Source organism: Nonomuraea sp. NPDC052116 (assembly GCF_040680035.1).
In the GTDB taxonomy this organism is placed as follows: Bacteria; Actinomycetota; Actinomycetes; order Streptosporangiales; family Streptosporangiaceae; genus Nonomuraea; species Nonomuraea angiospora_A.
Map to the genome: position 1 here is coordinate 19,888 of NZ_JBFAWA010000001.1, position 18,199 is coordinate 38,086.

14 protein-coding genes and 2 tRNA genes are annotated in these 18,199 nt (G+C 69.3%); 8 read left to right on the forward strand and 8 right to left on the reverse strand.

From position 1 onward, the window contains the following. Positions 1-24 precede the first annotated feature (24 nt). From AB0L65_RS00100 to AB0L65_RS00110, 3 genes are all read right to left on the reverse strand, one after another. Positions 25-2,649 (reverse strand): BTAD domain-containing putative transcriptional regulator, encoded by a 2,625-nt coding sequence (locus AB0L65_RS00100; protein WP_364239017.1) that lies wholly within the window; start codon positions 2,647-2,649, stop codon positions 25-27. 154 nt (positions 2,650-2,803) lie between these two features. Beyond that, on the reverse strand, positions 2,804-4,189 hold the full coding sequence (locus AB0L65_RS00105; protein ID WP_364239018.1) for a glycoside hydrolase family 6 protein: 1,386 nt from the start codon (positions 4,187-4,189) through the stop codon (positions 2,804-2,806). A 28-nt stretch (positions 4,190-4,217) separates the two neighbouring features. Beyond that, a complete protein-coding gene (locus tag AB0L65_RS00110) occupies positions 4,218-6,407 on the reverse strand; it encodes a glycoside hydrolase family 9 protein (protein WP_364239019.1) in 2,190 nt (729 codons plus the stop codon). 294 nt (positions 6,408-6,701) lie between these two features. Between AB0L65_RS00110 and AB0L65_RS00115 the strand changes: the two genes are divergently transcribed. From AB0L65_RS00115 to AB0L65_RS00145, 7 genes are all read left to right on the forward strand, one after another. Continuing rightward, positions 6,702-7,985 carry an extracellular solute-binding protein gene (locus tag AB0L65_RS00115; protein WP_364239020.1) on the forward strand — a complete coding sequence of 428 codons (1,284 nt, stop codon included), beginning with the start codon at positions 6,702-6,704 and terminating at the stop codon, positions 7,983-7,985. Continuing rightward, positions 7,972-8,910 (forward strand): sugar ABC transporter permease, encoded by a 939-nt coding sequence (locus AB0L65_RS00120; RefSeq protein ID WP_364239021.1) that lies wholly within the window; start codon positions 7,972-7,974, stop codon positions 8,908-8,910. Before AB0L65_RS00115 ends, AB0L65_RS00120 begins: the two co-directional genes overlap by 14 nt. A gap of 2 nt (positions 8,911-8,912) precedes the next feature. Next, positions 8,913-9,734, forward strand: a complete 822-nt coding sequence (locus tag AB0L65_RS00125) for a carbohydrate ABC transporter permease (protein ID WP_364239022.1) — start codon at positions 8,913-8,915, stop codon at positions 9,732-9,734. Then, entirely contained in the window at positions 9,731-11,065 is a 1,335-nt protein-coding gene (locus AB0L65_RS00130; protein WP_364239023.1) for a GH1 family beta-glucosidase, read from the forward strand. Before AB0L65_RS00125 ends, AB0L65_RS00130 begins: the two co-directional genes overlap by 4 nt. Then, on the forward strand, positions 11,062-12,054 hold the full coding sequence (locus AB0L65_RS00135; RefSeq protein WP_364239024.1) for a LacI family DNA-binding transcriptional regulator: 993 nt from the start codon (positions 11,062-11,064) through the stop codon (positions 12,052-12,054). Before AB0L65_RS00130 ends, AB0L65_RS00135 begins: the two co-directional genes overlap by 4 nt. Next, the gene (locus AB0L65_RS00140; RefSeq protein WP_364239025.1) at positions 12,051-13,013 is read left to right on the forward strand and encodes an aldo/keto reductase family protein; all 963 of its coding nucleotides are present in this window, start codon (positions 12,051-12,053) and stop codon (positions 13,011-13,013) included. The genes AB0L65_RS00135 and AB0L65_RS00140 overlap by 4 nt, the downstream gene beginning before the upstream one ends. 82 nt (positions 13,014-13,095) lie before the next feature. After that, positions 13,096-14,097, forward strand: coding sequence for a LacI family DNA-binding transcriptional regulator (locus AB0L65_RS00145; RefSeq protein WP_364239026.1), 1,002 nt, complete (start codon positions 13,096-13,098; stop codon positions 14,095-14,097). 121 nt (positions 14,098-14,218) lie between these two features. Here AB0L65_RS00145 and AB0L65_RS00150 read toward each other — a convergent pair whose 3' ends face one another. Continuing rightward, the gene (locus AB0L65_RS00150; RefSeq protein WP_364239027.1) at positions 14,219-14,416 is read right to left on the reverse strand and encodes a hypothetical protein; all 198 of its coding nucleotides are present in this window, start codon (positions 14,414-14,416) and stop codon (positions 14,219-14,221) included. A 376-nt stretch (positions 14,417-14,792) separates the two neighbouring features. Here AB0L65_RS00150 and AB0L65_RS00155 point away from each other — a divergent pair, with 376 nt between their 5' ends. Then, positions 14,793-16,118 (forward strand): hypothetical protein, encoded by a 1,326-nt coding sequence (locus AB0L65_RS00155; RefSeq protein ID WP_364239028.1) that lies wholly within the window; start codon positions 14,793-14,795, stop codon positions 16,116-16,118. A gap of 311 nt (positions 16,119-16,429) precedes the next feature. On the opposite strand, the gene AB0L65_RS00160 is transcribed toward AB0L65_RS00155, so the two are convergent. From AB0L65_RS00160 to AB0L65_RS00175, 4 genes are all read right to left on the reverse strand, one after another. After that, positions 16,430-16,636: a hypothetical protein gene (locus AB0L65_RS00160; protein WP_364239029.1), complete on the reverse strand. Its 207-nt coding sequence runs from the start codon at positions 16,634-16,636 to the stop codon at positions 16,430-16,432. An 83-nt stretch (positions 16,637-16,719) separates the two neighbouring features. Further along, positions 16,720-16,793, reverse strand: a tRNA-Leu gene (locus tag AB0L65_RS00165). Between the two features lie 116 nt (positions 16,794-16,909). Continuing rightward, positions 16,910-16,985 (reverse strand) — tRNA-Pro (locus tag AB0L65_RS00170). A gap of 169 nt (positions 16,986-17,154) precedes the next feature. After that, complete coding sequence (locus tag AB0L65_RS00175; protein ID WP_364239030.1) at positions 17,155-18,171, reverse strand: mechanosensitive ion channel domain-containing protein; 1,017 nt, start codon at positions 18,169-18,171, stop codon at positions 17,155-17,157. Positions 18,172-18,199: the final 28 nt, after the last annotated feature.

Below are 18,199 nucleotides of genomic sequence, written 5' to 3' on the forward strand. Positions count from 1 at the left end.
ACGCCCAGGGCTGGCGGCCGTTCGTCAAAGGGAACCCCCAGAGTCCCCAAGCGGCCCTCCGAGAAGTGGATCCGGCCGGCCCCAGCGCAAGACGGTGATCTCGGTGCCCGGGTCGCCGGCCCGCGACAGGCCCTCGGCCGCCTGTCCGCGGACGTCGCCCGTCACCCGCGCGCAGCGTAACGCGATCTCGTGCGTGGTGTGCCATTCGTCGTAGAGGCCGCAGGCCTCGAACAGGTGCATGGCGGTGGAGGCCAACTCCCAGCACAGCGGGCCGACGCCCAGGGCGGCGCTCTGTCGTACGGCGGCGACGATGCCGGCGCGCTCGGCGTCCACCCAGTCGAGCGGGTCGCGGCGGACATGGCGGTCGGCGGCCTTCGCCTCCGGTGGCCCGAGCGGGCCACGGCCGTGCGGCAGGCGGTGGTCGCCGCCGCACAGCCGGATGTGCGCTTGCCGGGTCAGGGCGAGCCAGGCGCTCAGCGCGCGGCGCAGGGCGGCGTCGCGCTCGTGTTCGCGCTCGTCGGCTTCGGCGCACTCGCGGGCGTAGACGCGAGTCAGGTCGTGGAAGCGGAACCGGGTCCGGCCGGAGGGGTCGCGCCGGGCGTCGAGCAGGCGTACGTCCACGAGCTCCTCGAGGAGGTCCTCGGCCTCGGCGTCGGGCAGGTCGAGCAGGGCGGCGGCCACCCAGGCCGCGAAGTCCGGCGCCTCCAGCGTGCCGAGCAGGCGGAACAGCCGCCGCGCCGGGGCGGTCAGCCTGTGATAGCCGACCGCCAGGCTGGCGCGTACCGTCTGGGAGCCGTGCGAGAGCTGGCTCAGCCGGTCGCGGCTGTCGCTCAGCCGCGTGACGAGCTGGGCCAGGGCCCAGTGCGGGCGGGCGGCGAGCCGGATGCCGGCGATGCGCACCGCCAGGGGAAGCCCGCCACACCATTGGACGAGCAGGTCGGCGTCCGCGGGCGCCCCGGCAGCGCGCTCGGCGCCGATCAGGCCGCGCAGCAGTTCGAGCGAGTCGCCGGGCGGCATCACCGGCAGGTCGATCAGCCGTGCCGCGGGCAGGGCGGTCAGCCGGCGCCGGGCGGTGACCAGCACCGCGCATTCGGGCGTGCCCGGCAGCAGCGGCTGGATCTGGCTCTCTTCGGCGGCGTCGTCGAGCACGACCAGGTAGCGGCCTTTGGCGAGGATGCTGCGGTACAGCTCGGCCCGCTGGTCCAGGCCCGCGGGGACGGCGGTGCCGTCCACTCCGAGCGCGCGCAGGAACCGGCCCAGCGCCTCCTCCGGATCGACGGGACGGGCGTCGCCGCCACGCAGGTTGACGTAGAGCTGCCCGTCGGGGAACTCCGGGCGGACCTGATGCGCGGCATGCACGGCGAGGGTGGACTTGCCGATGCCGCCCTGACCCGAAACCACGCACAGCGGCAGGGGCGTTTGATCGCCGCCGGGGCACAGTGCCTCGACCGCCGCCGCCAGTTCGTCCTGCCGGCCGACGAAATCGGCGATGTCCGCCGGCAATTGGCAGACACCTCCTTCGAGCGGCGCGCGGTCAGGCTCGCCGCCCACGACCGCGACCCGCGGCCGCCGCGGATCCCGGCCCGGCTCCTCCGCCGGCACGCCCCGCGCCCGCTGCTCTTCCTGCGCCAAGGCGAGCATCAGCAGGTCCCCGGCCCGCTCCTCCCACAACTGGTCGCCGATGACCTCTCGGGCGTGGCCGGGACCAAGCTTCGTCTCGGCGCGGTCGAGCCGGTCCTGTGTGCCGCGGCCCGGCGCCCCCTCCAAGGGCGCGGCGGACTCCGGCCCGCCCTTCTCGGCCGCGAACCGGGCGAGCCGCGCTTCCTGGTCGATCGTGAGCGGACCGGCTCCTTCGGCGTCGCCCGAAGAGTTGAGCTCCGAGGGAGCTCGGCCCATCGGCGATGCGCGCCTGGCCGTAGGTTCGGTGCCTGCCAGGACCGCGACGTGGAGCTGCTGGAGGTCTTCACCCGGCTCCACACCGAGCTCGTCGACGAGCACCGATCGGGCGCGCCGAAAGGATTCAAGGGCTTTGTCGCGTTGCCCCGCTCGTGCGTACCCCAGCATGAGCAGCCACCAGGCGTGCTCGTTCATCGGCTGCTCGGCGACAAATGGACGCAGGTCCTCGATCACTTCTTTGGGGCGGCCGAGGGCGAGTTTCGTCTCGGCCCAGTCGAGTCTCGCGATGGCAAGTCGCTCCTCCAATCCGGTGATCTGAGCGGCCAGGAAACCGGCGAGCCAGGTATCTTCCGCGGCCCGCCCGCGCCACAATGCGAGAGCTCTGTGAAACTGCCGGTCCGCGGCGTGCAACTCTTCCTGCGCGGCATGGCTGCGGGCCGCACCTATCGCCTCCTCGAACTGCAGGAAATCCACTTCCGCGACGTCCGCCTCGAGAAGGTATCCATGCTCCTTGGTGAGCAGTCTCGAGCCGAATGGCGCCACTCTTCGTAACTGGGCGATGTAGGTATGCAAGTTATGGACGGCCGAGGCGGGAGGGGTGTCCCACAACGCCTTCACCAGCCGTTCCTTGGACACCCGGGTGTTGGCGTTGATGACCAGAGCGGCAAGCACCGCCCGCTGCTTGCCGTTGAGATGGACCGGCCGCCCGTCGGCCCCGCACACCTGTACCGGCCCCAGAACCTTGATCGTCATGTCCACCTAGGTGATTCCTCTCCAGCGGAGTTTTACGCGAAGAGCGGGTGGATGAATAAGCGTGGTTTGCGCAGGAAACTCGGCGCTCCCGCACGACCCGTCGGCGGGTGGGCCGGGAAACCCCGGCCCACCCCCGATGGGAATGGCGGATTGGTCAGATTCCGTCGATCAGCCGGATGGCGATGTCCGGGCTGAATGTTCCGGCGGGCACGTTCGGCGCGATGCCGCAGTTGCCGTCCGAGTCGCCGGGGACCTTGACCCAGAGCAGCATCTCGGCGCCGCCGCCGACCTGTGCGGTGGTGCCGAGTTTGCGGCCCGACGGGTTGCACCATTCGCCGTTGGAGCCGTTGCCGTTGCGGCTGGTGTCGATCACGAATTTGGCGGTGCCGCCGAGCGCGGAGTTGATCGCGTTGGCGTAGGTGGTCGACTGGCTGGTGGTGTAGTAGTTGGAGACGTTGACCGAGAAGCCGCGGACGTTGGCGACGCCCACGCTCTGCAGCCGGGAGGCCATGGTCGCCGGTGCCGTCCAGCCGGCGTTGCCGGCGTCGAGGTAGGCCCAGGTGTTGGCGGCCTTGTCGCGGAACTGCTCGGTGGCGTAGGTCAGCATGCGGATGCGTTCCTGCCGGGCCGTCTCGCTCATGCAGTCGAAGTCGCCCAGCGAGTCGGGCTCGATGACGACGACCGCGGGGCGGCTGCCGATGCCGGAGGCGAACGCGGAGATCCACGTCTTGTACGCGGCTTCGGTGCCGGCGCCGCCGCCGGAGTGGCCGCCGCACGCGTCGCGGCCGGGGATGTTGTACGCGACCAGGACCGGCAGTTTGTCGGCGCTGTCGGCCGCGCCCACGAAGCCGGAGACGGCGGCGGCGATGTCACCGCTCCAGTTGCCGAACCACCGCGCCATCGGCTTCGAGCCGATCGAGGACTGGATCCGGGCTGCCCGGGAATCGCCGGAGTTGTTCCTCACCCAGACCGCGGGGTTGGAGTTGGGGTCGACGTAGAAGCCGCTCGTCATGCTGATCGGACCGGACCCCGACGCCGTCTCGGTGAGGGAGACGTTGTCGAGGTAGACGGTGTGGGCGGCGTTCTTGCCGAGCTGGAACGACACCTGTCCGGCCGCGGTGCTCAGGCTGGAGGTGAAGGGGAAGCTGAAGCGCTTGCTCGTCGTGGTGAGCGCGATCGGCTGCGTCAGGGTGTTGGTGTACGGGCTGTCGGCCAGTTGCACGGTGGTGACCGCGCCGACCGAGGCGGAGGCGGTGGCGTCGAAGGACAGCGTGTAGGTCTTGCCGCTGGTCAGGGCGATGTTGTTCTGGGCCACCATGGCGTCCCACGGGTTGGCCGTGCCACCGGTCACGTTGACGCGCAGCCGCCCCGTGTCCACCGCCATGGAGGTGTTGGCGGAGTTCCACCACGGCGTGGTGCCGGAGCTGAAGGTGCCGTTGACCACCAGCTCGGTCGCGGCTGTGGCGGGCGTCGCGACGGCCACCGACAGGGCGGTCACCGTTGCGGCCGTGATGGCCGCCAACCGGGTTGATACTCGCATGTACTGCTTTCCTTTCTGGGATCCCCTGTCACAGGGAGTCGGCGAAGGCGGCGATCCAGGCGAGGGATGAGTTCCAGTTGATCGCCACCTCGTTGGTGGACCAGGAGCCGATGTCGTCGATGTAGCACTTGGCCGGTGCGCAGCCGGCGAGGTTGCGCTGGGCGACCGGGTCCTGGAGACCGGAATTGGGGCCTCCGGCCAGGGAGCCGGGGGCGGGGTTGGGCAGGCTCGGGTCGATCTGGTGGGCCCAGAATCGGTGGTGCTGGTTGTGGCTGGCCCGCTCGCCGTACCCGGTGACGTAGGACTGGTTGAGCGCGTTGCGCCCGAGCAGGTAGTCCATCGACTCCAGGACCGCTTGGCGGTAGCGGCGGTCGTGGGTGAGGTCGTAGGCCGTCGCCATGATCACTGCGCTGTTGGTCGTGGCGCTGGTCGAGCCCCAGACGTACTTATCGTCGGCCGGAAGATAGGGGTTGGCGTACCCCTGGGCGTTCATGTCGCGCACGTAGCCGTCGGCCACGGACAGCACCCGCTTGCGCGCGGCGGCGAACGTGGCGGAGGGGAAGCGGCCGGGCAGCCGGGTGACGGTCAGGTCGGCCAGCGCGCCGGTCGACTGCCAGGAGAACCCGTCCGCGGTCAGTTTCGTGGTGACGAAGGGCAGGTAGGAGCGCTTGCCGGTGGTCGCGTACAGCTCGGCGGCGGCCCAGGAGAACTCGTCGGAGACGTCGGTGTCGTCGTAGGCGCCCCCGCCCTCGCCTCCCGGTGGCGCGAAGAGGTCGGGATGCGCGCGGGCCGCACGCCAGGCGGTCTCGGCGGCCTCAAGGCAACGCCGGGCGAACGCGCGGTCCCATGCCTTCCAGATCCGGGCGCACTGGGCGCCGGCGGCGGCGAGGTTGAGCGTCGCGGCGGTGGAGGGCGGATAGAGGTAGCGCGGCTGTGCGTCCAGATGCGGGATCGTCGGGTGCCCGGTCCACGCGGCGTCGTGCACCTTGTGGTGGACCAGGCCGCTGCCGGGCACCTGCATGCGGAGCAGGAACTCCATCTCCCAGCGGGCCTCGTCGAGCACGTCCGGGACGCCGTTGCCGGCCTCGGGGATGCGCAGCAGGCCGTCGCGCATCCCCTCCCGGTCGCCCTGCCCGCGCGAGCGCTCGTAGAGATCCATGAGCTGCCAGGCGGCCAGAGCGCCGTTCACGACGTATTTGCCGTGGTCGCCCGCGTCGTACCAGCCTCCGCGCACGTCCAGCGTGTGGTCGCAGGCGCCGGGCAGGCACGGGACGCGGATGTCCCCCTGGTTCGGTGCGACGCCGAGGTGCCCGGCGGGCCTGGCGTAGGCGTCGCCGACGTATGCGGCCTCGATCGGGATGCCGCTGCGGTTGTGGTAGAAGTACGCCAGCGCGTCCCTGCGCAGCCCGTCGTACACGTCGTCGCCGATCTCGAACGGCAGGCTGACCTGGTCGCCGACCGCGAGCGTGTAGCCGGTGCCCGCCTTGCGGACCGACGAGAAGTCGGCCACGTGCACCTGGTCGCCGGACATCGCGTCGGCGCCGTGCACCCGGGTGCGGCCCCGGGCCACGGCGGCGCCGCTCGGGTCGAGCAGGCGCCAGTCCAGCGGCTCCGTCCCGGGGTTGACGATCGTGGCGCGCTTGGGGCCCGAGATCGCGTAGCCGTGCTGGTTGACCCGCACCGGCGAGCCCAGGTCGCGGACGCCGCCGGGTGGGAGCACCCCGCCGACCAGGGAGATCTCGTCCAGGCAGAGCGTGTACGGCTCCGTCGCGCCGCCCATCTGGAAGGTCACCTGTCCGTGCGCGTCCGAGACGTTCGACGTCGCGGTGTACTCGAACGTCCGCGGCGTGGCCGTCAGCTCGGGCCGCCGGTCCAGAGGCGTGGTGTACGGCGGGCCGGCGAGCTGGACGGTGGTGCGGATGGTGACGTCCCGGCTGGCGGAGGCGGTGAAGCGGAGCGTGTACGGCTGGCCGTCCTCCAACGGGACGTCGTTCTGGCCGATCATGGAGTCCCACGGGTTCGTCGTGCCGGCGGGGACGTCGGCGCACAGCCGGCCCGACTCGATGCGTGACGGGGTGTTCTGGCCGCTCCACCAAGGGTCTTTGCCGGCGTCGAAGCCGCCGTTGAGTAACCGTTCGTAGGAGTCGGCGTGCGCGGGGGTCGCGAGGCCGGCGAGGAGGAGGACACAGGCTGCGGACAGCCTGAGTATGGCGGACATACCGGGACCTTTCAGGTCGCTGGACAGATCGTCCCCGGCACACCGCGGCGTCAGTGCCGGATCTTCCGCCACGGCGTCACAAGCTGTCAACCGTTTCGCGGAGATTGATCCTTGTTCTCTCCGCCCTCTTCTCAGCCGTGCGACAATCCCCTAACATCGGCTGGGAGCGCTCCCAATAATGCACGGATTTCGCACAGGAACACCGGCACAATCCGCGGCGTCAACGCAGGTAGTCGAGTGTATCAAGCGGATCAGTCCCCACTGGAACCGCTCCCGGAAGCAGGGAGATATGACATGACGACAAGGCTGGCGCGGCCGCTGCTCGCCGCCACCCTCACCGGCCTGCTCGCGGCGTGCGGCACCGGCGCACAGACGCCGGACACCGCGACCCCGGGAAAGATCACCCTGGTGGTCAAGACCTTCAGCGAGTTCGGCTACGAGGAGCTCTACAAGCAGTACGAGGCCGCTCATCCCGGAATAACGATCAAGCAGGAGAACATCGCCCAGCTGGGCGACTACCTGCCCAAGCTGCAGCAGTGGATGGCCTCGGGCAGCGGAGCCGGAGACGTGGTCGCGCTGGAGGAGGGCATTCTCATCCAGTTCATGGCCAAGCCCGAGCAGTTCGTGAACCTTCTCGACCACGGAGCCGGGTCGCTGAAGGCCGACTTCCTGGAATGGAAGTGGAAGCAGGCGCTCACGAACGACGGCTCCAAACTCGTCGGGCTCGGCACCGACGTCGGCGCGCAGGGGATGTGCTACCGGACGGACCTGTTCGCCAAGGCCGGGCTGCCCACCGACCGCGAGAAGGTCGGCGAGCTCTGGCCGACCTGGGACGCCTACCTGGCCACCGGTCAGAAATTCGCTCAGGCCAAGACGGGCGCGCACTTCTTCGACTCGGCCGGCGGCATCTATCAGAACATCCTGATGCAGCAGGGCGACCACACCTACTACGACACCTCCAACAACCTGGTGATCGACACCAATCCCGGGGTGAAGGCGGCCTGGGACCAGACGGTCAAGATGATCCAGGGCGGGCTGTCGGCGAATCTCGCGCAGTGGAGCCCGCAGTGGAACGGCGGGTTCAAGAAGGGCACCTTCGCCACCATCCCGTGCCCGTCCTGGATGCTCGGCGTCATCAAGGAGCAGGCCGGGCCGGAGAACACCGGCAAGTGGGACGTGGCGCGCGTGCCCGGCGACGGAGCCGTTCGCGGCGGCTCGTTCCTGGCGGTGCCGACGCAGAGCAAGCACCAGAAGGAAGCTGCCGAGCTGGTGAAATTCCTCACCAGCCCGAAGGGCCAGATCGCGGCGTTCAAGGCCAAGAGCAATTTCCCCTCGTCACCGCAGGCCATCGACGACCCGGCGGTGCAGGGCTTCGTCAACGACTACTTCAACAACGCCCCCGTCGGGAAGATCTTCGGAGCGAGCGCGAAGGCGCTCAAGCCGGTCTACCTGGGGCCGAACAACAACCCGGTCGGTGACCGCGTCGGCAACGCGCTGATGGCCATCGAGCAGGGCAAGCTGCAGCCGGACGAGGCGTGGACCAAGGCCGTCGAGGACGCCAAGCGTGCTGCGAAGTAGCAAGGTGCCATCCGCCGCGCACGCGAGGTCGCGGGCGGGGCTGCTGTCCCGCCTCGACCTGGTGGGCTCTCCCTACCTCTTCGTGGCGCCGTTCTTCGTGATCTTCGGGGTCTTCGGGCTCTTCCCGCTGCTGTACACCGCGTGGGTCTCGCTGCACGACTGGGACCTGGCGGGGAACGCGGGGTTCGTCGGGCTGGCGAACTACGCGGATCTGTTCGCCGACCCCGACTTCTGGAACGCGGTCGTCAACACCCTCGGCATGTTCGTGCTGGCCACGGTCCCGCAGCTGCTCCTGGCACTGGTCGTGGCGAGCCTGCTCAACCAGCGGCTGCGCGCGCTGACGTTCTTCCGGATGGGGGTGCTCGCGCCGATCGTCACCTCGGTGGCGGCGGTGGGCATCGTCTTCAGCCAGATCTTCGACCGCGACGCCGGCATGGCCAACGGCCTGCTCGCCATGCTGGGCGTGGACCCGGTGGACTGGCGGGCGGACAAGTGGTCGTCCTGGCTGGCGATCTCGGTCATGGTCGACTGGCGATGGACCGGCTACAACGCGCTGATCTTCCTGGCCGCGATGCAGTCGGTGCCGCGCGACGTGTACGAGGCGGCGGCCATCGACGGCGCCTCCAAGATCAGGCAGTTCTGGGGCATCACGGTGCCGCTGATCCGGCCGGCGATCCTCTTCACTGTGATCATCTCCACGATCGGCGGCATGCAGCTGTTCACCGAGCCGCTCATCTTCGGCCAGGGCGGCTACGCCATCTCCGGGGGCAGCCTGCGGCAGTTCCAGACCGTGGCCATGTACATGTTCGAGAAGGCCTTCAAGGACTTCGACTACGGCTACGGCTCGGCGGTCGCCTGGATGATCTTCCTGCTCATCGTGGTCTTCGCTCTGGTCAACTTCCTGGTCACGCGGAGAGCGAGATAGCCGTGCGAAACTCCGGACCCCTGGTCTACCTGACCCTGCTGGCGGCGATCGCGCTGTCGGTCTTCCCGCTCTACTGGCTGTTCGTCGTGGCCACCAGAGCCAACGACGTCGTCGGCGACTGGCCGCCGCCGCTCACCCCGGGCGGCAACCTGGGCGAGAACATCACGCGGCTCTTCGCGGCCGAGGACGCCAACTTCCTGCTGGGGATGGTCAACTCCGCGATCGCCTCCTGCACCGTGACCGTGTCGGTGGTGTTCTTCTGCTCGCTGGCCGGCTTCGCGTTCGCCAAGCTGCGCTTCCGCGGCAGGAACGCGCTGCTGCTCGTCATCCTGGCCACGATGATGATCCCGGTCCAGATGGGCATCATCCCGCTCTACATGATCATGGTGGAGCTCGGCTGGCAGAACCGGCTGCAGGCGGTCACCGTGCCGTTCCTGGTCTCGGCGTTCGGGGTCTTCCTGATGCGTCAGTACGCCGAGCGGGCCGTCCCCGACGAGCTGGTCGAGGCGGCGCGGGTGGACGGCTGCTCGACCTTCGGCATCTTCTGGAAGGTCGTGCTGCCGGCCCTGCGGCCGGGCGCCTCCGTGCTGGGGTTGTTCACCTTCATGGGCACCTGGAACGACTTCCTGTGGCCGCTGGCCGTCCTGGAGGCCGACAACCCGACCGTACAGTTCTCGCTCAGCCAGCTGTCCAGCACTTATTACACGGACTACACCCTCATGTTCTCCGGAACGCTGATCGCCACGCTGCCGCTGCTGGCCGTGTTCATCGTATTCGGCCGCCAGATCATCGGCGGCATCATGGAAGGAGCCGTCAAGGCGTGAACACGTTCGATCCTGGCTTTCTCTGGGGGGCCGCCACCTCGAGCTACCAGATCGAGGGGGCGGTCGCCGAGGACGGACGCGAGCCCTCGATCTGGGATGTCTTCTCCGCGCAGCCCGGCAACGTGCGCGAAGGCCACACCGGCGACATCGCCTGCGACCACTACCACCGCTACGCCGACGACGTCGCCCTCATGGCCGAGCTCGGCCTGCGCGCCTACCGCTTCTCCGTGGCCTGGCCACGGGTGCAGCCGCGCGGATCGGGGGCCGTCGACCAGCGCGGGCTGGACTTCTACCGGCGCCTCGTGGACGAGTTGCTGAGCCGCGGGATCGAGCCGTGGCCGACGCTGTACCACTGGGACCTGCCCCAGCCGCTGGAGGACGCCGGTGGCTGGCCCGCGCGGGACACGGCCCTGCGCTTCGCCGACTACGCCGCCGCCGTACACGACGCGCTGGCCGACAGGGTGACGCACTGGACCACGCTCAACGAGCCCTGGTGCTCGGCCTTCCTCGGGTACGCCACCGGAGAGCACGCGCCCGGCCGGCGCGAGCCTGCCGCCGCCATCCGTGCCGCGCACCACCTGCTGCTCGGTCACGGCCTGGCCGCGAGCGCCATGAGCGGTTCGCAGGTCGGCATCACGCTGAACCCCACCCACGCCGGCCCCGCGACCGGTTCGGCCGAAGACCTGGAGGCCGCGCGCCGCATCGACGGCGTGGCCAACCGGATCTTCCTGGACCCGCTGTACCGGGCCGCGTACCCGGCGGACGTCATCGCCGACCTCGCCGCCGTGACCGGCTTCGAGCACGTCCATGACGGCGACCTCAAGACGATCGCCGCGCCGCTGGACTTCCTCGGCGTCAACTACTACACCCCCGCCATCGTCTCCGGCGACGGTCCCGCCGACCCGCCGGGCAGGCCGACCCCGTACGTCGGATCGGAGACGGTGCGGTTCGTGGACGGCGAGCGGCCGCGGACCGCCATGGGATGGGAGATCGACGAGAGCGGGCTGTCCGACCTGCTCCTGCGGCTCGCCCGCGACTACCCCGTGACCGCCCTCTACGTCACCGAGAACGGGGCGGCCTACGACGAGGAGGCGCACGACGCCGACCGGATCGCCTACCTCGACGGCCACCTGCGCGCCTGCCATCACGCCATTGCGCAGGGAGTGCCGTTGCGCGGCTATTTCGCCTGGTCCCTGCTGGACAACTTCGAGTGGGCACACGGGTACTGCCAGCGCTTCGGCCTGGTCCACGTCGACTTCGCCACGCAGCGCCGTACCCCCAAGGACAGCGCGCGCTGGTACGCCGAGGTGATCAGGCGCGGTGGGCTGTGAGACCCACGATCGAGCAGGTGGCCGCCCACGCGGGGGTCGGCCGGAGCACGGTCTCCCGCGTGGTCAACGGCTCCTCCAAGGTGGGCCCGAAGACCAGGCTCGCCGTGCAGAAAGCCATCGAGGAGTTGCGCTACACCCCCAACCGGGCCGCGCGTTCGCTGGTCACCCGGCGCACCGACACGGTCGCGCTGGTCATCTCCGAGTCTCCCGAGCGGGTGTTCAGCGACCCGTTCTTCGCGGGAGCGGTACGCGGCATCGCGGCGCAGCTCACGGCCTCCGGCAAGCAGTTGCTGATCACCATGGCCCGGTCGGGCAGCGAGCGGCCGGCCTTGGAGGCCTATCTCGGGGGCGGCCACGTGGACGGGGTCCTGCTGCTCTCGCTGCATCACGAGGATCCGCTCCCGGCCCGCCTGGGGGAGCTCGGCGTCCCGGCGGTGGTGGGCGGCAGGCCGCTCGATCCCGCTCTCGCCGCCCATGTCGTGGACGTGGACAACCAGGCCGGAGCGTACCTGGCGGTACGGCACCTGATCGAGCGGGGCCGGCACCGGATCGCGACCATCACGGGGCCCATGGACATGCTCGTCAGCGTCCACCGGCTGGGCGGCTACCGCGACGGCCTGATCGCCTCCGGGCTCGAGGAGAGTTCGGATCTCGTGGCGGGCGGGGACTTCAGCGAGCAGAGCGGCGCCGAGGCCACGCGGGAGCTGCTGGCCCGCAGGCCCGACCTCGACGCGGTGTTCGCCGCCTCCGACCTGATGGCCCTGGGCTCGCTGCGGGTGCTGCGCGAGGCAGGCCGCGCCGATGTGGCCGTCGTGGGCTTCGACGACTCGCCGTTCGCCGAGCAGGCCGGGCTGACCTCGGTCCATCAGCCGGTCGAGGACATGGGGCGGGAGATGGTCCGCCTGCTGCTCATGCTGATCGACGGCGGGATGCCGAGCCGATCCGTCCTCGTCCTCACCCCACACCTCGCGATAAGGGAGACTTCATGAAATTTCGCCATCTGGGGCGCAGCGGACTCATGGTCAGCGAGATCGCCTTCGGCAACTGGCTGACCGAGGACACCGTCGAACCCTGCGTGCACGCCGCCCTCGACGCCGGGATCACCACGTTCGACACCGCCGACGCCTATGCCGAGACCCGCGCCGAGGAGGCGCTCGGCCAGGCGCTGCGGGGCGTCCGCCGTGATTCGGTGGAGATCCTCACCAAGATCTACTGGCCCACCGGCGCCGGCCCCAACGACCGCGGACTGTCCCGCAAGCACATCATGCGCTCGATCGACGGCTCCCTGCGCCGCCTCGGCACCGACTACGTGGATCTCTACCAGGCGCACCGCTACGACTACGCCACCCCTCTGGAGGAGACCCTGCGGGCCTTCGACGACCTGGTGCGAAGCGGCAAGGTCCTGTACGTCGGCGTCTCCGACTGGACGGCGGAGCAGATCGCCGACGCGCTGCGGATCGCCGACGACCTGGGCCTGGACCGGATCGTGTCCAACCAGCCGCAGTACAACCTGCTCCGCAGGGTCATCGAACCGGAGATCCTCCCGCTGTGCGCCAAGGAGGGTGTCGGCCAGCTCGTCTACCAGCCGATGGCCCAGGGTGTGCTGGCCGGGCGCTACTCCCCCGGCCAGGCGCCGCCCGCCGAGGCGCGCAGGGAGTTCGTGGGCCGCCTGCTCACCGACGACGTCCTGACGCGGGTGGAGCGGCTCCGCCCGATCGCGGCGGACCTCGGGCTGACCATGGCGCAACTGGCGATCGCCTGGGTGCTGCGCGGCCCCGGGGTCTCGGCCGCGATCGTCGGCGGCTCACGGCCCGAGCAGGTGCGCGACAGCGCGGCGGCATCCGGGGTGCCCCTCGCGGACGATGTGCTCGATACGATCGACCAGATCCTGGACAACGTGGTGGAACGGGTGGCCGACGGGCCGTTCAGCCCGCTCACCAGGCCCTGATCGAAATTGGGAGCGCTCACAGACTGGAAGCCTGGTACGCTCCGCATGACCAGCAGGTACACACTTGGGAGCGCTCCTAAAAATGACGGATCGGCAGCCGACGCTGGACGAGGTGGCCAGGCGGGCGGGAGTGTCCAGGGGCACGGTGTCCCGGGTGATCAACAACGCCCCGCATGTCAGCCGGGCCGCTCGGCAGGCCGTGGAACGAGCCATCAAGGATCTGGGCTACGTGCCCAACGTCGCCGCCCGCTCGCTGGCCACCCAGCGCAGCGGCGCGGTCGTGCTGGCGGTCTCCAGCGACGACCAGGCCCTGTTCACCAACCCCTTCTTCGCCGAGGTCATCGTCGGGGTGAACGCCGTCATGGAGGAAACCGACCTTGAGCTGCTGCTGATCCTGGCCGCCTCCGAGCGCGGCCGCAACCGGCTGGCCCGTGTCCTGCAGTCACGCAGGGCCGACGGCGTCATGCTGCTGGCCCTGCGGGAGAACGACCCCCTGGCGAAGGTGGCCGCCGAGGGCGGCGTCCCCGTGGTCTACGGCGGACGCTCCCTCGGCGGGTCCAACGACTGGTACGTGGACGCCGACAACCGCGACGGCGCTCGCCAGGCGGCCGAATACCTGATCTCCACCGGCCGCACCCGGATCGCGACCATCACCGGGTCGCTCGACATGCACGTCGGCGTCTCCCGCTACCTGGGCTTCCGCGACGCGCTGGCGCTGGCCGGACTCGGAGACGAGCGGGTCGCGCACGGCGACTTCACCGAGGCGAGCGGAGCCGCCGCGATGGCTCAGCTCCTGACAGAGCATCCGGACCTCGACGCCGTGCTGATCGCCTCCGACGAGATGGCCGCGGGCGCGCTCGGCGTGCTGAAGGAGCACGGCCGGGCCGTGCCCGATGAGATCGCGGTCGTGGGGTTCGACGACGTGGTGACCGCCCGGCACACCCATCCCGCCCTGACGACGGTGCGCCAGCCCATCAAGGCCCTCGGCCGCGAGATGACCCGCATGCTGCTCGCCCTGATCCGCGGCGAGGAGCCCACCCCGCTCATCCTCCCCACCGAACTGGTCATCCGCGAATCCGCCTGAGCTGCCTGCTCACCGTGAATGCGCCGGGCGACTCCCCAAGGGGCGGGCAGATCGCGTCGAGCGGCCACCTGGTCACCGGGCTCCGGTCCGCCTCCAGCAGATCCCGCGCCGTGAACGTCAGTCACGTGGCGAGGGTGCGCGTGGTGCTCACGGCGTGCGGCTCGGCGCTGACCTCGCCGTACGACCGGCTGCCCGTCGCCATCAGGACGTTGTTTCCGATCACTTGGGCGAAGGCGCGGGCTTGTGAGCCCATCAGGACCGCCCGGCCCTGGTGAGCGGCTCCGTCCTGTAATCGGTGGTGCCGTTGAGCGATCTTCATGACGGCAGGATCGCGCGGGTACCGGAATTCGCCGGCCGATGGCTGCTCGTACATGTTCGAGCCGCCGGGAAACTCGCGCCCCATCACGGAAGGCATGGTTGCTCGCGTGCACGCCATTTGGATTCGCGAGCGAGGTTCACCAGAAACTGTGCGGCAGCGCCCTTCGACGCACAGTAGGTGCTCGAACAGATACGAGATGTATTAGGCGTTGCATCAGATATCACATCTATTGACTTATCCCTCAAACATCCATGATCGTTCTCTCATGAATCCCCCTCCAGAAGGGGCGTCTCGCGCGAGTCGGACGTCCCGAATGTTTCATGCTCTCCGGCGCCGCGGCCTGATCTTCGTGGCACCTACTGCCCTGATAGGGGGATTGCTGGTCGCTGCTCCTGCGGCGGCGCAGCCCGAGCCCGAGTCCGATGTGATCGTCCTCGCCGCCGATCGGCAGACGCAGATCGCGCGTCCCACGCTGGACGCGATCAAGGCCGACGCGACGCAGCGCGGTGTGCCCCTGGAGGCTGCCTTAGACGCATATCTCTCCAGTGCCCGCATGAGCCTTACCAGTGAACTGGAACCCGACGGGCCCGCGGATACCCCGGAGGTGAATGTCGACGACCTGACGGCCGGTGAGCTGGAAGACCTGCGGCTCATCGCCACGCAGGACGGGATCAGCTTCGAGGAGGCCGTCGCGGCACACGGCTGGCAGGGCGCGTTCAACGACGTCGCGGACGAGATCGAGGCGAGCTACGGGACCGAGTTCTCCGGTGCGGCCCGCAGCCAGGATGGCAAGAGCGCATGGTTCGCGTTCAAAGGCGATGTCCCCGAGGGGGCCGTCGCGCTGGCCAGAAAACTGCCGGTGGAAGTGAAACTGCAGGGCGGACGCGGATTCACGGAGGCCGACCTGGAACAGGCGAGCCTGACGGCGCGCGATCAGGTGGCGGCCAAGCCCGAGGTCGCCGGCGTGGCCACCTGGTACGACATCGAAACCGCGACCATCGGCGTCGGGGTGCAGCTGCAGCCCTCGATCGCGAGAGACGCTTCCGCCATCGAGCAGGTCACGCCTCCGCAGCCACAGATCCCGGGTGTCGGCCTGGCGGTATCGCTCGTGGATGAGGTGGCCGCCGCTGAGGACAAATACATTCGCGGTGGCGGGTTGTATTCGGGGTGCACCGCCGGTTTCAACCTGAAGTACAAATCCAGTAACACCAAGCGCCAAGGAACCGCCGGCCACTGCGCACGCGGGAGCGGTGGCGCGACCCAGGCGTACAGCAATCACAGCCAGGCAGGTGGCAGCACCACCATCAAACGAGTTTGGAAACACGAAGGCCGATACGGAGACCTGGCCTACTACACGACCGGTAGCAAGACCCCGACGCGCACGTTCTACCACAACTGGAACAAGACCCGGTATGCAACCGAACGAGGTGGCCGTCCACGACGGGGCACACGGATCTGTCACTTCGGAAAGACGAGCGGCGGGAGCTGCGCCAGCGTCGCCAACAGCGTCGTCAACGTCGGCGACATAGAGGGAATGGTGCAGATGGACCGGAACGTCAGCGAGCCAGGCGACTCCGGAGGCCCGTGGTTCTATGGCGGCACCGCCTACGGCGTGCACTACGGCAAGGTCGGCGGCAAGTCAACGTTCACTCCGACGCTGCGCTTCGACTCGGCTCGCGACTACCAGGTGTGGATCAAATAGCCGATCCTCCGCCGCCGCGCGCATCTCGGTGATCAGTTCGGTCGATTGATCATCGACCGTCCTGCGGGAACGCAGCCTTGGGCCGGCGGAGAGAATTTGTTTTCCTAAGAGTCATCTGCGCAGGGGAACGGTGGTGGCGCGCGGCGCCTGAAGCGCGCCACCACCGCTTACACGCAGAAAGTGCGGCTGGCCGGCCCGGCTTCCTTTACAACGTAGATTTCCTTGGAACAGTGGGCTGTTTGTCGAGGCGTCCGCGTACCTGGCGGGGCTGCGCGAGGCGGGCCGGGCAGTCACCGGAACGGCGAACGTGATCATGGGGAGCGGTCGGGGGACTCCTGTCTCGGGCTCGCCTGGAGGGTCGGGTGCAGGCCGTCGAGTGTGCGGATGAGGGCGGTGCGGCCCTCGCGCAGGGCACCGGCCAGGTCGGCTCCCGCCGGACCCTGCCAGAGCAGGCGCACAACGGTGGCCCCGCGCCGGACGATCAGCGCGACGTGCGCCACCGAGTCCTGGCACGCCATGGTTCGGCGCCTTCGACGCAACCGTGGGCGCTGACGGAATCACGTTCCAGCGCCCCTCGGCAGACGACACGAAAGATCACCTGTGCCGCTCCAGGGATTCGAACCCTGAACCTCCGCCTCCTGAAGACGGCGCCTCTGCCAGTTGGGCCAGAGCGGCTGGGCCCCGGGCTTGGCTGGCGTGGGCCGGCCCGGGGCGGGGGCCGGGTCCGGCCGGGGGGCGCCAATCCCGCCGGTCAGGCCGTGGCCCGCGGCCCTCTTCTTTCAGGGCCGCTGTCCGAGTGGCAGGATTCGAACCTGCGGTGCTCCTGCTCCCAAGGCAGGCGGGCTGACCAAACTGCCCCACACTCGGTCGTCAACAAATAAGCCGCCCCGGTGCACTCCGAGACGGCTTTCCGATAATCGGCTTGGTTATCCGGAAAGCCCTCGCCACAGTCGGGGGTAGCTCACTTCGCTGCCTTTCTTTCGTGCGGCTGGACAATGTCCACGGTAAAGGAATGATCGGCGGCGGTGCCACACATTTATTTCTGCGCGCGCGATTCCGGGGTCTCCACGCGGAAGTGGGGCAGGGACTCGGGGTAGTTGTCCCTGACATGGTTGACCAGGAACTCGCGTACGTCGCACTTGAGGTCCCACGAGGACGGCGAGTCCGCGGCGCTCATCAGGGCGCGCAGTTCCACCAGGCCGTTCGGCAGCACGTCGGTGACCTGGAGCGTCCAGTCCTTCTGGTCCCACAGCGGGTTGCCCTGCAGGAACTCGTACAGCGCCTCCCGGAGTTTGGGCACCGGCACCGACCAGTCCACGCGCAGGAACACGACGGCCAGGACGCGGCTGCCGTGCCGGGTCCAGTTCTCGAACGGGTTCTGGGTGAAGTACGACACCGGCAGGACCAGGCGGCGCTCGTCCCACAGGCGCACGACGACGTAGGTGAGCGTCAGCTCCTCGATCCGGCCCCATTCCTTCTCCACGACGACCACGTCGTCGAGCCGGAGCGCGTCGCTGAAGGCCAGCTGGAGGCCGGCGAGGGCGTTGCCGATGGTGGGCTGGGCGGCGATGCCGACGATGGCGCCGGCGATGCCCGCCGAGGCCAGGATGCCCGCGCCGAGCGCGCGGACCTGCGGGAACGAGAAGAGCATCGCGCCGATCGCGATCACGATGATGACCGCGGCGGCGATGCGGCGGACCAGCCCGATCTGCGTCATGATCCGCCGAGCCCGGCGGTTGCGCTCCCCTTCGACCAGTACCAGCCGGTCGAGTACGACGTCCGTCAGCGCGTACGTGGCCTGCACGATCAGCCAGGTGACGGCGGCGATGGTGGCCAGGCCGAGCACCCGGTTGACGGTCGCCGCGACGGCCTTCGCGTCCGCGCTCGCGCCGAACATCCCCGGCGCGAACGCCAGGTTGAAGGCCGCCACAACCGCCACGGTGAAGGCGGACCACGTGCAGTGCTCCACCAGGTGCCGGGGGAACGCCCATTTGCGTCCGGCCCTGTTCAGCACCCTCCGAACCAGCTCAACCAGGAGGATCGAGCCGATCACCGAGATTACGAGAATCGGCCAGCCTGCT

What these genes read in the sequence shown, in the direction of transcription:
- AB0L65_RS00100 (WP_364239017.1), bottom strand. Translation starts at nt 2,649, where the DNA reads ATGACGATCAAGGTTCTGGGGCCGGTACAGGTGTGCGGGGCCGACGGG.
- AB0L65_RS00105 (WP_364239018.1), bottom strand. Translation starts at nt 4,189, where the DNA reads ATGCGAGTATCAACCCGGTTGGCGGCCATCACGGCCGCAACGGTGACC.
- AB0L65_RS00110 (WP_364239019.1), bottom strand. Translation starts at nt 6,407, where the DNA reads ATGTCCGCCATACTCAGGCTGTCCGCAGCCTGTGTCCTCCTCCTCGCC.
- AB0L65_RS00115 (WP_364239020.1), top strand. Translation starts at nt 6,702, where the DNA reads ATGACGACAAGGCTGGCGCGGCCGCTGCTCGCCGCCACCCTCACCGGC.
- AB0L65_RS00140 (WP_364239025.1), top strand. Translation starts at nt 12,051, where the DNA reads ATGAAATTTCGCCATCTGGGGCGCAGCGGACTCATGGTCAGCGAGATC.
- AB0L65_RS00145 (WP_364239026.1), top strand. Translation starts at nt 13,096, where the DNA reads ATGACGGATCGGCAGCCGACGCTGGACGAGGTGGCCAGGCGGGCGGGA.
- AB0L65_RS00150 (WP_364239027.1), bottom strand. Translation starts at nt 14,416, where the DNA reads ATGAAGATCGCTCAACGGCACCACCGATTACAGGACGGAGCCGCTCAC.
- AB0L65_RS00160 (WP_364239029.1), bottom strand. Translation starts at nt 16,636, where the DNA reads ATGGCGTGCCAGGACTCGGTGGCGCACGTCGCGCTGATCGTCCGGCGC.